Here is a 12509-nt window from a genome sequence, read left to right as displayed (position 1 = left end):
TGAAATATGAAAGCATCTGAACTCCGCGGCAAAGACCAGGCAGCTCTGCAACAAGAGCTGAACGATCTGCTGAAGGCCCAGTTTGGTCTGCGTATGCAAACCGCTACGCAGCAACTGAGCAACACTTCGCAGCTCAAGAAGGTACGCCGCGACATCGCGCGTGTAAAAACGGTAATGAATCTGAAGGAAGCCAAATGAACCAACCAGTGAAACAGTCGCTCAAGCGCACGCTGATCGGTAAAGTGGTGTCCGACAAGATGGACAAGACCGTTACCGTTCTGATCGAACGTCACGTGAAGCACCCTCTGTACGGCAAGATCATTGTGCGTTCGGCTAAATACCACGCACACGACGAAACCAACCAAGTCAAAGCCGGTGATACGGTCGAGATCCAGGAAGGCCGTCCGATCTCCAAAACGAAGGCGTGGACGGTGACTCGTGTAGTGCAAGCTGCACAAATCGTTTAATTGACCAAGCGTCGCCGGCCTAGCCGGTGGCGCTTTTCAATTAGTTCTTGCAAGCCCGCAGGTTTCGTGTAATACTTGCGGGCTTCGTTCATGTAACGCCGCAAAGTGTCTCTCCGCAGACATGGACCGCGGTCAGTACTTGTATGAAGGTCAAGCACCCAAACAATGGTGAAAGCCATTGGCGGGACCAAGACTGACCGAGAGGTCCACATTGTGTGGATTCTTCGGCTTAAGTTGGGAAAGAGAATACTATGATTCAAACTGAAAGCCGGCTCGAAGTGGCCGACAATACCGGTGCCAAAGAAGTCATGTGCATCAAGGTATTGGGCGGCTCCAAGCGCCGTTATGCTGGCATTGGCGACGTGATCAAGGTAACCGTCAAGGTTGCCCAGCCACGCGGCCGTGTCAAAAAAGGTGAAATTTACAACGCTGTGGTTGTGCGTACCGCTAAAGGTGTGCGCCGCCAAGACGGCTCCCTGGTGAAGTTCGACGGCAACGCCGCCGTGCTGCTGAACGCCAAGCTGGAGCCGATCGGTACCCGCATCTTCGGACCTGTCACGCGCGAACTGCGCACTGAGAAGTTCATGAAGATCGTGTCCCTGGCACCGGAAGTCCTGTAAGGAGTCAGTAAATGGATAAGATTCGTAAAAACGACGAAGTCATCGTTTTGACCGGTAAAGACAAGGGCAAGCGCGGCACCGTGCAACAGCGTGTAGACGCTGAGCATGTCGTGGTTGAGGGCGTCAACGTTGCTAAAAAAGCGACCAAGCCGAACCCGATGACTGGCGTAACTGGTGGCATCGTTGACAAGACCATGCCTATTCACGTGTCCAACGTTGCTCTGTTCAACGCTGCGACCGGTAAGGCAGATCGCGTAGGCTTCAAAGATGTGGACGGCAAAAAAGTCCGCGTCTTCAAGTCGAACGGCGAAGTAGTGAAAGGGTAATAAGAAATGGCCCGTCTGCAAGCAGTCTATAAAGACAAAATCGTTGCCGAGCTGACCGAGAAATTCGGTTACAAAACGGTAATGGAAGTGCCGCGCCTGACCAAGATCACCCTGAACATGGGTGTGGGCGAAGCAATCGCCGACAAGAAGGTGCTGGAACACGCCGTTGGCGACCTGACCAAGATCGCCGGCCAGAAGCCAGTGACCACCAAGTCGCGCAAAGCTATCGCCGGTTTCAAAATCCGCGAAGGCTATCCGATCGGTACCATGGTGACCCTGCGCGGCGCCCGTATGTTCGAGTTCCTGGATCGTTTCATCACCGTGGCCCTGCCGCGCGTGCGTGACTTCCGTGGCGTGTCCGGTCGTTCGTTCGACGGCCGCGGCAACTACAACATCGGTGTCAAAGAACAGATCATCTTCCCAGAGATCGAGTACGACAAGATCGATGCGCTGCGTGGTATGAACATTTCGATCACCACCACCGCGAAGACCGACGACGAAGCGAAAGCTCTGCTCGCCGCCTTTAAATTCCCGTTCAGGAACTAATAGATCATGGCAAAACTCGCACTGATTAACCGTGAACAGAAGCGTGTCGACCTGGCAAACAAATTCGCTGCCAAGCGCGCCTCGCTGAAGGCCATCATCGACGACCAGTCGAAGACGGAAGAAGAGCGTTACGAAGCCCGCCTGAAACTGCAGGCGCTGCCACGCAACTCCGCTCCGACCCGTCAGCGCAACCGTTGCGCCGTCACCGGTCGTCCACGCGGCACCTTCCGTAAATTCGGTCTGGGCCGTATCAAGCTCCGTGAATTCGCCATGCGTGGTGAGATTCCGGGTATGACTAAAGCCAGCTGGTAATAGGAGAACAAGCAATGAGTATGAGCGATCCTATCGCCGATATGCTGACCCGCATTCGCAACGCCCAAGGCGTTCAAAAAACGACCGTGGCCATGCCATCGTCGAAAGTCAAAGTAGCGATTGCCAACGTCCTGAAGGACGAGGGTTACATTGAGGACTACGCTGTCGCCGAAGCTGGCGGCAAGTCGGAACTCAAAATCGGTTTGAAGTATTATGTAGGCCGTCCTGTTATCGAGCGCCTTGAGCGCGTGTCCCGTCCGGGTCTGCGCGTCTACAAGGGCAAGGATGAAATCCCAACCGTGATGAACGGCCTGGGCGTTGCCATCGTGTCGACCCCGCAAGGCGTCATGACCGACCGCAAAGCACGCGCTACCGGCGTCGGCGGCGAAGTCATCTGCTACGTCGCGTAAGGAGCAATAATGTCTCGTGTAGCTAAAATGCCTATCGCTGTGCCAGCTGGCGCTGAAGTCGCCATCTCCGCAGCAGCGATTACCGTAAAAGGCCCGCTGGGCGTACTGACCCAGGCCCTGACCGGCCAGGTGAAAGTCGAAAACAACGCCGGCACCCTGTCCTTCAACGTGGCCGACGACAGCCGCGAAGCCAATGCCATGTCCGGCACGCTGCGCGCCCTGGTGAACAATATGGTCACCGGCGTCACCAAGGGTTTCGAAAAGAAACTGAACCTGGTTGGCGTGGGTTACAAGGCGCAAGCCGCTGGCGACAAGCTGAACCTGTCGCTCGGCTTCTCGCACCCGGTCGCCCATGCGATGCCGGAAGGCGTCACCTGCGCAACCCCGACCCCGACCGAGATCCTGATCAAGGGTATCGATCGTCAAAAGGTCGGCCAGGTCGCCGCCGAAGTTCGCGCTTACCGCCCACCTGAGCCTTACAAGGGCAAGGGCGTCCGTTATTCGGACGAAGTGGTTAAGATCAAAGAAACCAAGAAGAAGTAATTAGGGGCTGACGATGGATAAAAAAGAATCTCGTCTGCGTCGCGGACGTCAAACCCGGATCAAGATTGCGCAGCTGAAAGTGAACCGCCTGTCGGTCCACCGCACCAACCTGCACATCTATGCAAACTTGACCAGCCCGGATGCCAAAGTACTGGTTTCGGCCTCGACCGCGGAAGCGGAAGTGCGCGCTGAACTGGCTGGCAAATCCGGCAAGGGTGGCAACGCCGCCGCCGCCGCACTGGTGGGCAAACGCGTAGCAGAAAAAGCACTGAAAGCAGGAATCACCGAAGTTGCGTTCGACCGCTCCGGTTTCCGTTACCACGGCCGTGTCAAAGCGCTGGCAGAAGCTGCCCGCGAAGCCGGTCTGAAGTTCTAAGGGTACGATCATGGCAAAAATGCAAGCTAAAATGCAAAGCGACAAGCCGGACGACGGCATGCGCGAAAAAATGATCGCGATCAACCGCGTGACCAAAGTGGTCAAGGGTGGTCGTATCATGGGCTTCGCGGCGCTGACCGTGGTTGGTGACGGCGATGGCCGCATCGGCATGGGTAAAGGCAAATCGAAAGAAGTGCCAGTGGGTGTGCAAAAGGCAATGGAAGAAGCCCGCCGCAACCTGATCAAAGTGCCGCTGAAAAACGGCACGCTGCATCACACCGTCATCGGCCGCCACGGCGCGTCGAAAGTGATGATGATGCCAGCCAAGCCGGGTACCGGCGTGATCGCTGGTGGCGCCATGCGCGCGATCTTCGAGGTGATGGGCGTGACGGACGTGGTGGCGAAATCCACCGGCTCGTCGAACCCGTACAACCTGGTGCGCGCTACCCTGGACGGCCTGTCGAAAATCAGTACTGCTGCTGACATCGCTGCGAAACGCGGCAAGTCGGTGGAAGACATCCTGGCTTAAGGGGAAACCACATGAGCACTATCAAAGTACAACTGGTGAAGGGCCTGATCGGCACTCGTCAAGACCACCGCGCCACCGTGCGTGGCCTGGGTCTGCGCCGTGTTAACTCGGTTGCCGAGTTGCAGGACACCCCATCGGTACGCGGCATGATCAACAAGGTCGCCTACCTCGTGAAAGTCGTATCGTAAGCCTTGGCTTATGATCTGGAGAAATCAATGGAACTGAATACCATTCAACCTGCAGAAGGCGCGAAGCACTACAAGCGTCGCGTCGGTCGCGGTATCGGCTCCGGCCTGGGTAAAACCGCCGGCCGTGGCCACAAGGGTCAAAAATCGCGTTCGGGCGGCTTCCACAAAGTCGGCTTCGAAGGCGGTCAAATGCCTCTGCAACGCCGTCTGCCTAAGCGCGGTTTCAAGTCGCTCAACGCCACCTTCAAAGCTGAAGTGCGCCTGTCCGACCTGAACAACCTGCCGACCGGCGAAGTCGACATTCTGGTCCTGAAGCAAGCCGGCGTGCTGGGCGTGCTGGCCCGCGACGTGCGCGTGATCGCCTCCGGCGAAATCACCAAAGCCGTTGTGGTCAAAGGCCTGAAAGTCACCGCGGGCGCGAAAGCGGCCATCGAAGCGGCTGGCGGCTCGGTAGCCTGAGTCAGTAGCTAACAGCTAGATCGGAGCGAAAATTGGCGACCAACCCGCAACTTGCTAAGAGCGCTGCAGCTGGCTTCCCTTGGGGCCGCCTGTGGTTTTTGCTTGGCGCATTGGTGGTGTACCGTATCGGCGCTCACGTTCCTGTGCCGGGTGTAGACCCGGCACAGCTCGCGGCACTGTTCAAGTCGCAGGAAGGCGGCATCCTGGGCATGTTCAACATGTTCTCCGGTGGCGCCCTGTCTCGCTTCACGGTGTTTGCGCTGGGTATCACGCCCTACATCTCGGCCTCGATCATCATGCAGTTGCTGTCGATCGTGTCGCCGCAGATGGAAGCGCTGAAGAAGGAAGGCGAATCCGGCCGCCGCAAGATCACCCAGTACACCCGTTATGCGACGGTGGCACTGGCTCTGTTCCAGGCTCTGGGTGTGTCCGTGGCCCTGGAATCGCAGCCTGGCCTGGTGCTGGATCCTGGCCTGGGCTTCCGCTTCGTGACGATCGTGACGCTGTTGACCGGCACCATGTTCCTGATGTGGCTGGGGGAGCAGATTACCGAGCGCGGTCTCGGTAACGGCATCTCCATCATCATCTTCGCCGGCATCGCCGCCGGTCTGCCGGGCGCGCTGGGTGGCTTGTTCACCCAGGTGTCGACCGGTTCGATCGGCAGCTTCTCGGCGATCCTCATCGTGGCCCTGGTAGCCCTGGTTACCTTCGCCGTGGTGTTCGTGGAGCGTGGACAGCGCAAGATTTTGGTCAACTACGCCAAGCGTCAAGTCGGCAACAAGATCTACGGTGGCCAAACCAGCCACCTGCCGCTGAAGCTGAACATGGCAGGCGTGATCCCGCCGATCTTCGCATCGTCGATTATCTTGTTCCCGGCTACGCTCGTGGACTGGTTCTCGAAGGGGCTCGACAAGTCCAGTCCTGTCGTCAGTTTCATGAAAGACCTGGCGGCATCGCTGGCATCGGGCGAGCCTATCCATGCATTGTTGTACGCCATTGCAATCGTGTTCTTCTGTTTCTTCTATACCGCGCTGGTGTTCAACAGCAAGGAAACAGCGGACAACTTGAAGAAGAGCGGGGCCTTTGTGCCAGGGATACGTCCCGGTGAGCAGACTGCCCGCTACATCGACAAGATCCTGACGCGATTGACCCTGGCCGGCGCCGTCTACATCACGCTGGTGTGTTTGTTGCCGGAGTTTATGAATGCCCAGTGGAAGGTTCCCTTCTACTTTGGCGGCACCTCCCTGTTGATTATTGTGGTTGTGACCATGGATTTCATGGCCCAGGTGCAAAACTATGTGATGTCGCAGCAATATGAATCGCTGCTGCGCAAAGCAAACTTCAAGGGCGGGATTCCGCAGCGATAAGCGCGGCAAACATAACGAAAAATGGCAAAAGACGACGTCATACAGATGCAAGGCGAGATTCTGGAGAATCTCCCCAATGCAACATTTCGAGTGAAGCTGGAAAACGGGCACGTGGTGCTCGGGCATATTTCGGGTAAAATGCGGATGAACTATATCCGCATCCTTCCTGGCGACAAGGTGACGGTCGAACTGACACCTTACGATCTGAGCCGGGCCCGCATCGTGTTCCGGACCAAGTAAATAAACAATCGTACTAGAAGAGAGTGCAAAAATGAAAGTTAACGCTTCAGTCAAGCGCATCTGCCGCAACTGCAAGATCATCAAGCGCAAAGGTGTGGTCCGCGTAATCTGCGTCGAACCGCGTCACAAGCAGCGTCAAGGTTAATAACCGTTATTTATCGAGGAATAACGAATGGCACGTATTGCAGGGGTTAACATCCCAAACCACCAACATACCGTTATCGGCCTGACCGCCATCTACGGTATCGGCCGCCCACGCTCGCAGTTCATCTGCCAGGCGACGGGTGTTCCAACCAACAAGAAGATCAAAGATCTGGACGACAGCGAGCTGGAAAAGCTGCGTGATGAAATCGGCAAGTTCGTAGTGGAAGGCGATCTGCGCCGCGAACTGTCGATGAACATCAAGCGTCTGATGGATCTGGGCTGCTACCGCGGCATGCGTCACCGTAAGGGCCTGCCGGTCCGCGGCCAGCGTACCCGCACCAATGCACGTACCCGCAAGGGCCCGCGCAAAGCCGCTCAATCGCTGAAGAAATAATCTTAGGAAAATATTATGGCTAAGCAACAAAGCAGCGCAGCAGCAGCTCGCGTACGCAAGAAGGTCAAGAAGAACGTTGCCGAAGGTATCGCACACGTTCACGCTTCCTTCAACAACACCATCATCACCATCACCGACCGTCAGGGCAATGCCCTGTCGTGGGCGACCTCCGGTGGCGCTGGCTTCAAGGGTTCGCGTAAATCGACCCCGTTCGCAGCGCAGGTTGCTGCGGAAGCCGCTGGTAAAGTGGCTGTTGAGTGCGGCGTCAAGAATCTGGAAGTGCGTATCAAGGGCCCAGGTCCTGGTCGCGAATCCGCAGTGCGCGCACTGAACAACCTGGGCATCAAGATCACCGAGATCCAGGACGTTACCCCAGTACCGCACAACGGCTGCCGTCCTCCTAAGCGTCGTCGTATCTAATGACGTTGCCGGCGGACCAGTCCGCCGGCGCCGTCCTCTTGGAAGCAAAAAACCGCTGGAACAGTGGGCCGGAAACGGCTATACTGTCCGGCTGTTCTCGCCTGTCGGATCAACTCCGGCGGGTTTTTCGTTTTGAGCCACCGTCCAAGCTGAAAGTGAGCTGGACTAGCGCCTAACCATCCGCACAGCGGCTGGCTGGGGCGTCATTATTTAAAGGAAAGCACCGTGGCACGTTATATCGGACCAAAAGCAAAGCTGTCCCGCCGTGAAGGCACTGATCTGTTCCTGAAGAGCGCACGCCGCTCCCTGGATTCGAAATGCAAACTGGACGTCAAGCCAGGCCAGCACGGCGTGAAATCGGGCGCCCGCACCTCGGACTTCGGCAACCAGCTGCGCGAAAAGCAAAAAGTAAAACGCATGTACGGCATCCTGGAACGCCAGTTCCGCCGCTACTTCGCTGAAGCCGACCGCCGCAAAGGCAACACCGGTGAAACCCTGCTGTCCCTGCTGGAAACCCGCCTGGACAACGTTGCATACCGCATGGGCTTCGGCTCGACCCGCGCCGAAGCGCGCCAGCTGGTATCGCACAAGGCGTTCACCGTGAACGGCAATGTCGTGAACATCGCTTCGTACAACGTGAAAACCGGCGACGTGATCGCTGTGCGCGAAAAAGCCAAAAAGCAAGTGCGTATCGTTGAAGCGCTGTCGCTGGCTGAACAAGTTGGCATGCCAGCTTGGGTGTCGGTAGATTCCAAGAAAATGGAAGGCACCCTGAAATCGCTGCCAGAGCGCAACGAAATCGCCCACGACGTCAACGAATCGCTGATCGTCGAACTGTACTCGCGTTAATCGTAGTCAGTCGTTCCCCGCCCGCTGCCGCAAACGCACAGCGGGCGTTTTCACTAATGCCATCAGCCTTATCGGTGTAATGAGCCGAGGGTATTGAAAAGGACATTTCATGCAAAACAGTTTGTTGAAGCCACGTATTATCGACGTAGAAACCCTGGGCGCCGGCCACGCGAAAGTCGTGATGGAGCCGTTCGAGCGTGGCTACGGCCACACCCTGGGCAACGCGCTGCGCCGCGTGCTGCTGTCGTCCATGATCGGCTACGCGCCGACCGAAGTGACGATCGCCGGCGTGGTGCACGAGTACTCGTCGCTGGACGGCGTCCAGGAAGACGTGGTTGACCTGCTGCTGAACCTGAAGGGCGTGGTCTTCAAAGTCCACAACCGTGACTCCGTCACCCTGACCCTGAAGAAGGAAGGCGAAGGCGCCGTCCTGGCATCGGACATCGACCTGCCGCACGACGTCGAGCTGATCAACCCGGACCACGTGATTGCCCACCTGACCGCAGGCGGCAAGCTGGACATGCAGATCAAAGTGGAAAAAGGCCGCGGCTATGTGCCGGGCAACGTCCGCCGCCTGTCCGAAGACACCAACAAGACCATCGGCCGCATCATCCTGGACGCGTCGTTCTCGCCAGTGCGCCGCGTGTCTTACGCCGTGGAATCGGCCCGTGTGGAACAGCGTACCGACCTGGACAAGCTGATCATCAACATCGAAACCAACGGCGTGATCACGCCGGAAGAAGCGATCCGCCAGTCGGCCCGCGTCCTGGTGGACCAGTTGAATGTGTTCGCCGCCCTGGAAGGCACGGAAGCGGCCGCCGAAGCGCCATCGCGCGCTCCGCTGGTCGATCCTATCCTGCTGCGTCCAGTGGACGACCTGGAGCTGACCGTGCGTTCGGCCAACTGCCTGAAAGCGGAAAACATCTACTACATCGGCGACCTGATCCAGCGTTCGGAAAACGAACTGCTGAAGACGCCGAACCTGGGCCGCAAGTCCTTGAACGAAATCAAGGAAGTGCTGGCTTCGCGTGGTCTGACTCTGGGCATGAAGCTGGAGAACTGGCCGCCTGCAGGTCTGGAGAAGTAATTCTTGTAGCACCCGTCCCCGGCATGTGCCAGGGGCGTTTAACCCTTATGAACCGGTCCGCGCCCTGGTGAGAGCCCTGGCGATCGAAGAACCTGGCATTAAACATCATTGAAAGGAAGTACCATGCGTCACCGTCACGGCCTCCGTAAACTGAATCGTACCTCGTCCCACCGCCTGGCTATGCTGCGCAACATGACCGTTTCCCTGCTGCGTCATGAAGCCATCAAAACCACCGTTCCTAAAGCTAAGGAACTGCGCCGCGTGATCGAGCCGATCCTGACCCTGGGCAAGACCGACACCCTGGCCAACAAGCGTCTGGCCTTCGCTCGCCTGCGCGACCGCGAAATGGTCCTGAAGCTGTTCGCTGAACTGGGCCCACGCTACGCCAACCGCAATGGCGGCTACCTGCGCATCCTGAAAATGGGTTTCCGCGTAGGCGACAACGCTCCTATGGCTTACGTTGAACTGCTGGACCGTCCAGAAGTCACCGAAGCTGTTGAAGTTGCTGACGAAGCGTAATTCACGCCGAGTAAGAAAAAGCCAGGCTCTGCCTGGCTTTTTTTATGCGCCGCTGGTTTGGCGGGTTACGTGGCTGCGCCCCTAACCCGCCCTACGCATCGTCCAGACCCGAGGCGTGGCAAGCGCGTAGGGCGGGTTAGCGGAGCGTAACCCGCCAAGCAGGTGTACCATAGAAAAGTTTTAGTTTTAGAAGGCTGTCATGTTCCGCTTTGCCCACCACCTCGTCCGCCTGCTGCTCCCCTTAACGCTGCTGACGCTGCTGTTCTCCGGCCCGGCCCGCGCCGAAGAGGACTTCCTCGATCCCGCCGTCGCCTTCAAATTCTCGGCCCGCATGCTGGACGCCAAAACCGCCAGCGTCACCTACGAGATCGCGGACGGCTACTATATGTACCGTGAGCGCTTCGCCTTCAAGGCGCAGGGCGCCACGCTGGGCAAGCCGGACATCCCGCCGGGCAAGGTCAAATTCGACGAGACCTTCAACAAGGAAGTCGAAACCTACCGCAAGCACATCACCATCACCATCCCGGTGGACACGGCCGGCCCGTTCACCCTGACCGCCACCTCGCAGGGCTGCTCCGACAAGGGCCTGTGCTACTCGCCGCAGGACGCGCAGGCCAGCCTGATCGGCAGCGGCGGCAGCGGCGCCGCGCCGGCGGCTGACGTGGCTGCGGCATCGCCGCAGGGCGCCGCATCCGGCACCGGCGCCGCCAGCGAGCTGGGCAAGATCGAAGCGGCGCTCAAGGGCGGCCGCCTGCTGGTCATCCTGCCGCTGTTCGCGCTGCTGGGCCTGGGCCTGGCGTTCACGCCCTGCGTGCTGCCCATGGTGCCCATCCTGTCCTCGATTATTGTCGGCGAAGGCCAGCACAGCAGCCGCTCGCGCGGCCTGCTGCTGTCGCTCACCTACGCGCTGGGCATGGCCATCGTCTACACCGCGCTGGGCGTGGCCGCCGGGCTGATCGGCGAAGGACTGGCCGCCGCGCTGCAGAATCCGTGGGTGCTGGGCGCCTTCGGCCTGCTGATGGTGGGCCTGTCGCTGTCCATGTTCGGCGTGTACGAACTGCAGGTGCCGGCCGGCCTGCAAAGCCGCCTGAGCACCGTGTCCAACCGCCAGTCCTCCGGCAAGCTGGCCGGCGTGTTCGCCATGGGCGCCATCTCCGCGCTCATCGTCGGCCCCTGCGTGGCCGCGCCGCTGGCCGGCGCCCTGGTCTACATCAGCCAGACGCGCGACGTGGTTGTCGGCGGCGGCGCGCTGTTCGCCATGGCGGTGGGCATGAGCGTGCCCCTGGTGCTGGTGGGCGTGTCGGCCGGCACCTTGCTGCCGCGCGCGGGCGCCTGGATGGACAATGTGAAGCAATTCTTCGGCGTGCTGCTGCTGGCCATGGCCTTGTGGCTGGTGTCGCCGGTGCTGCCGGCCGCGCTGGCCATGGTGGGCTTCGCGCTGCTGGGCATAGGCTACGGCGTGTATCTGCTGTCCCGCACCGGCCGCAGCCGCGGCATGAACTGGGGCAGCGCGGGCTACGGCTGGCTGGCCAAGGCGGTGGCGGCCGTGTTCATTCTTCTCGGCGGCGTGCAGCTGGTGGGCCTGGCTACCGGGGGCAGGGATGTGCTGGCGCCGCTGGCGCACCTGACCGGCGGCGCGCAGGCGGTGCACTTCACGCGCGTGAAAACCGTGGCCCAGCTGGATGCCGCGCTGGCGCAAACGGGCGGCAAGACCGCCATCCTCGACTTTTATGCCGACTGGTGCGTGTCCTGCAAGGAAATGGAGAAGCTGACCTTCATCGAGCCGGCGGTCAAGGCCAGGCTGGCCAACACCGTGCTGCTGCAGGTGGATGTGACCGCCAATGATGAAGATGATAAGGCTTTGCTGAAGCGTTTCAAGCTGTTTGGTCCGCCGGGCATTATTCTGTTCAATGCGCAAGGGCAGGAGATTCCGGATTCCCGCGTGGTGGGGTTCCAGAATGCGGAAACCTTCCTGAAGTCGCTGGATAAGCTGCAGTAGTTCCGGACGGCGCTTGGCGGGTTACGCAGCGCCGCTGCTAACCCGCCCTACGATATTTTCGCAGGTGCTGAGTCGAGCGTAGGGCGGGTTAGCGCGTGGGCGCGTAACCCGCCTTGCCGGCTTAGCCGTGGCGCATCATCATCCCGCCACCCTGGCCGCCGCGGTGGCCGCCGAAACGGCCGTGGCGGTGCCTGGCTGCCTCGTCGAAGGTCTTTTGCTGCTCAGGCGTCAGCTGCGCGTAGAAGGTCTTCAGCGCGGCCAGGCGGACTTCCTGCTGGGCCAGCATCTGCTTGTGCATTTCCTGGCGTTTTTCCATCAGTTCCGGCGTGCTCAGCTGGGCCAGCGCGGCGCGGTCCGGACGGGCTGCCGGCAGCTTGGGCGCGGTGGCGGCGGTGAAGGCCGCCCAGGCCGGTTCCTGCGCCGCCGTCAGCTTCAGCTTGTCGTGCAGCGCGGCCTGGCGCTTGGCGACCATTTCCTTGAATTTGGCCTGGCGCTCGGCCATTTTGGCGGCGATCTGCTCCTGCGTCAGAGCCTGGCCGTGGCGGCCCGGAGCCGGGGCGTCGGCGGCGTAGGCGGCGCTGCCGGCCACGCCCAGACCGAATACGGTCATGCCGATGATGAGGGATTTGCGTATCGTGTTCATGGTCCATCCTTTGCGTTGGGTTCAGTGGCTTCTGCTTATGTGCACTGCACATGGAACACATCTTGGCAGGG

General features: G+C 59.6%; 22 protein-coding genes. 21 read left to right on the top strand and 1 reads right to left on the bottom strand.

The genetic code is table 11. The annotated features are described in order from the left end of the window. The first annotated feature begins 6 nt into the window (after positions 1–6). The 21 genes from rpmC to dsbD all read left to right on the top strand — a co-directional run bounded on the left by rpmC (position 7) and on the right by dsbD (position 11795). Positions 7–198, top strand: coding sequence for a 50S ribosomal protein L29 (rpmC, locus tag GTP77_RS06895; RefSeq protein ID WP_161071432.1), 192 nt, complete (start codon positions 7–9; stop codon positions 196–198). Continuing rightward, positions 195–467, top strand: a complete 273-nt coding sequence (rpsQ, locus tag GTP77_RS06890) for a 30S ribosomal protein S17 (RefSeq protein WP_056404288.1) — start codon at positions 195–197, stop codon at positions 465–467. The genes rpmC and rpsQ overlap by 4 nt, the downstream gene beginning before the upstream one ends. Before the next feature lie 251 nt (positions 468–718). Beyond that, complete coding sequence (gene rplN, locus GTP77_RS06885; RefSeq protein ID WP_050409761.1) at positions 719–1087, top strand: 50S ribosomal protein L14; 369 nt, start codon at positions 719–721, stop codon at positions 1085–1087. A gap of 11 nt (positions 1088–1098) precedes the next feature. Further along, the gene (rplX, locus tag GTP77_RS06880; protein WP_161071431.1) at positions 1099–1413 is read left to right on the top strand and encodes a 50S ribosomal protein L24; all 315 of its coding nucleotides are present in this window, start codon (positions 1099–1101) and stop codon (positions 1411–1413) included. Positions 1414–1419: 6 nt separating this feature from the next. Continuing rightward, complete coding sequence (rplE, locus tag GTP77_RS06875; RefSeq protein WP_161071430.1) at positions 1420–1959, top strand: 50S ribosomal protein L5; 540 nt, start codon at positions 1420–1422, stop codon at positions 1957–1959. A gap of 6 nt (positions 1960–1965) precedes the next feature. Continuing rightward, entirely contained in the window at positions 1966–2271 is a 306-nt protein-coding gene (gene rpsN / locus GTP77_RS06870) for a 30S ribosomal protein S14 (protein WP_056404282.1), read from the top strand. A gap of 14 nt (positions 2272–2285) precedes the next feature. Then, positions 2286–2681, top strand: coding sequence for a 30S ribosomal protein S8 (rpsH, locus tag GTP77_RS06865; RefSeq protein WP_161071429.1), 396 nt, complete (start codon positions 2286–2288; stop codon positions 2679–2681). A gap of 9 nt (positions 2682–2690) precedes the next feature. Further along, entirely contained in the window at positions 2691–3224 is a 534-nt protein-coding gene (gene rplF, locus GTP77_RS06860; protein ID WP_161071428.1) for a 50S ribosomal protein L6, read from the top strand. A gap of 13 nt (positions 3225–3237) precedes the next feature. Further along, complete coding sequence (gene rplR / locus GTP77_RS06855) at positions 3238–3600, top strand: 50S ribosomal protein L18 (protein WP_028833785.1); 363 nt, start codon at positions 3238–3240, stop codon at positions 3598–3600. A gap of 10 nt (positions 3601–3610) precedes the next feature. Further along, positions 3611–4129 carry a 30S ribosomal protein S5 gene (rpsE, locus tag GTP77_RS06850; protein WP_049817602.1) on the top strand — a complete coding sequence of 173 codons (519 nt, stop codon included), beginning with the start codon at positions 3611–3613 and terminating at the stop codon, positions 4127–4129. An 11-nt stretch (positions 4130–4140) separates the two neighbouring features. Beyond that, positions 4141–4317 (top strand): 50S ribosomal protein L30, encoded by a 177-nt coding sequence (rpmD, locus tag GTP77_RS06845; RefSeq protein WP_161071427.1) that lies wholly within the window; start codon positions 4141–4143, stop codon positions 4315–4317. Between the two features lie 27 nt (positions 4318–4344). Next, positions 4345–4776, top strand: coding sequence for a 50S ribosomal protein L15 (rplO, locus tag GTP77_RS06840; protein WP_161071426.1), 432 nt, complete (start codon positions 4345–4347; stop codon positions 4774–4776). A gap of 32 nt (positions 4777–4808) precedes the next feature. Beyond that, positions 4809–6143, top strand: a complete 1335-nt coding sequence (secY, locus tag GTP77_RS06835; RefSeq protein WP_161071425.1) for a preprotein translocase subunit SecY — start codon at positions 4809–4811, stop codon at positions 6141–6143. Positions 6144–6164: 21 nt separating this feature from the next. Further along, positions 6165–6383 carry a translation initiation factor IF-1 gene (infA, locus tag GTP77_RS06830; RefSeq protein WP_005663428.1) on the top strand — a complete coding sequence of 73 codons (219 nt, stop codon included), beginning with the start codon at positions 6165–6167 and terminating at the stop codon, positions 6381–6383. 31 nt (positions 6384–6414) lie between these two features. After that, positions 6415–6528, top strand: coding sequence for a 50S ribosomal protein L36 (rpmJ, locus tag GTP77_RS06825; RefSeq protein WP_005663407.1), 114 nt, complete (start codon positions 6415–6417; stop codon positions 6526–6528). Between the two features lie 27 nt (positions 6529–6555). Next, positions 6556–6921: a 30S ribosomal protein S13 gene (gene rpsM / locus GTP77_RS06820; protein WP_028833790.1), complete on the top strand. Its 366-nt coding sequence runs from the start codon at positions 6556–6558 to the stop codon at positions 6919–6921. 15 nt (positions 6922–6936) lie between these two features. After that, positions 6937–7341, top strand: coding sequence for a 30S ribosomal protein S11 (rpsK, locus tag GTP77_RS06815; protein ID WP_008444339.1), 405 nt, complete (start codon positions 6937–6939; stop codon positions 7339–7341). A 225-nt stretch (positions 7342–7566) separates the two neighbouring features. Further along, positions 7567–8190, top strand: a complete 624-nt coding sequence (gene rpsD, locus GTP77_RS06810; RefSeq protein WP_161071424.1) for a 30S ribosomal protein S4 — start codon at positions 7567–7569, stop codon at positions 8188–8190. 109 nt (positions 8191–8299) lie between these two features. Further along, entirely contained in the window at positions 8300–9277 is a 978-nt protein-coding gene (locus tag GTP77_RS06805) for a DNA-directed RNA polymerase subunit alpha (RefSeq protein WP_145878057.1), read from the top strand. A 123-nt stretch (positions 9278–9400) separates the two neighbouring features. Further along, positions 9401–9796 (top strand): 50S ribosomal protein L17, encoded by a 396-nt coding sequence (gene rplQ / locus GTP77_RS06800; RefSeq protein WP_161071423.1) that lies wholly within the window; start codon positions 9401–9403, stop codon positions 9794–9796. Positions 9797–9995: 199 nt separating this feature from the next. After that, positions 9996–11795: a protein-disulfide reductase DsbD gene (gene dsbD, locus GTP77_RS06795; RefSeq protein ID WP_161071422.1), complete on the top strand. Its 1800-nt coding sequence runs from the start codon at positions 9996–9998 to the stop codon at positions 11793–11795. Positions 11796–11916: 121 nt separating this feature from the next. Here dsbD and GTP77_RS06790 read toward each other — a convergent pair whose 3' ends face one another. Then, positions 11917–12438 (bottom strand): Spy/CpxP family protein refolding chaperone, encoded by a 522-nt coding sequence (locus GTP77_RS06790; protein WP_161071421.1) that lies wholly within the window; start codon positions 12436–12438, stop codon positions 11917–11919. Between the last annotated feature and the right edge of the window lie 71 nt (positions 12439–12509).

This window comes from Pseudoduganella aquatica (genome assembly GCF_009857595.1).
Classification (GTDB): Bacteria; Pseudomonadota; Gammaproteobacteria; order Burkholderiales; family Burkholderiaceae_D; genus Rugamonas; species Rugamonas aquatica_A.
Note: the sequence above shows the minus strand (reverse complement) of the source record. Positions and strands in the feature narration are given on the sequence as shown.

Bases quoted from the DNA above. Each gene is read 5' to 3' on its own strand.
- rpmC (WP_161071432.1), top strand. From the start codon at position 7: ATGAAAGCATCTGAACTCCGCGGCAAAGACCAGGCAGCTCTGCAACAA.
- rpsQ (WP_056404288.1), top strand. From the start codon at position 195: ATGAACCAACCAGTGAAACAGTCGCTCAAGCGCACGCTGATCGGTAAA.
- rplN (WP_050409761.1), top strand. From the start codon at position 719: ATGATTCAAACTGAAAGCCGGCTCGAAGTGGCCGACAATACCGGTGCC.
- rplX (WP_161071431.1), top strand. From the start codon at position 1,099: ATGGATAAGATTCGTAAAAACGACGAAGTCATCGTTTTGACCGGTAAA.
- rplE (WP_161071430.1), top strand. From the start codon at position 1,420: ATGGCCCGTCTGCAAGCAGTCTATAAAGACAAAATCGTTGCCGAGCTG.
- rpsN (WP_056404282.1), top strand. From the start codon at position 1,966: ATGGCAAAACTCGCACTGATTAACCGTGAACAGAAGCGTGTCGACCTG.
- rpsH (WP_161071429.1), top strand. From the start codon at position 2,286: ATGAGTATGAGCGATCCTATCGCCGATATGCTGACCCGCATTCGCAAC.
- rplF (WP_161071428.1), top strand. From the start codon at position 2,691: ATGTCTCGTGTAGCTAAAATGCCTATCGCTGTGCCAGCTGGCGCTGAA.
- rplR (WP_028833785.1), top strand. From the start codon at position 3,238: ATGGATAAAAAAGAATCTCGTCTGCGTCGCGGACGTCAAACCCGGATC.
- rpsE (WP_049817602.1), top strand. From the start codon at position 3,611: ATGGCAAAAATGCAAGCTAAAATGCAAAGCGACAAGCCGGACGACGGC.
- rpmD (WP_161071427.1), top strand. From the start codon at position 4,141: ATGAGCACTATCAAAGTACAACTGGTGAAGGGCCTGATCGGCACTCGT.
- rplO (WP_161071426.1), top strand. From the start codon at position 4,345: ATGGAACTGAATACCATTCAACCTGCAGAAGGCGCGAAGCACTACAAG.
- infA (WP_005663428.1), top strand. From the start codon at position 6,165: ATGGCAAAAGACGACGTCATACAGATGCAAGGCGAGATTCTGGAGAAT.
- rpmJ (WP_005663407.1), top strand. From the start codon at position 6,415: ATGAAAGTTAACGCTTCAGTCAAGCGCATCTGCCGCAACTGCAAGATC.
- rpsM (WP_028833790.1), top strand. From the start codon at position 6,556: ATGGCACGTATTGCAGGGGTTAACATCCCAAACCACCAACATACCGTT.
- rpsK (WP_008444339.1), top strand. From the start codon at position 6,937: ATGGCTAAGCAACAAAGCAGCGCAGCAGCAGCTCGCGTACGCAAGAAG.
- GTP77_RS06805 (WP_145878057.1), top strand. From the start codon at position 8,300: ATGCAAAACAGTTTGTTGAAGCCACGTATTATCGACGTAGAAACCCTG.
- rplQ (WP_161071423.1), top strand. From the start codon at position 9,401: ATGCGTCACCGTCACGGCCTCCGTAAACTGAATCGTACCTCGTCCCAC.
- dsbD (WP_161071422.1), top strand. From the start codon at position 9,996: ATGTTCCGCTTTGCCCACCACCTCGTCCGCCTGCTGCTCCCCTTAACG.
- GTP77_RS06790 (WP_161071421.1), bottom strand. From the start codon at position 12,438: ATGAACACGATACGCAAATCCCTCATCATCGGCATGACCGTATTCGGT.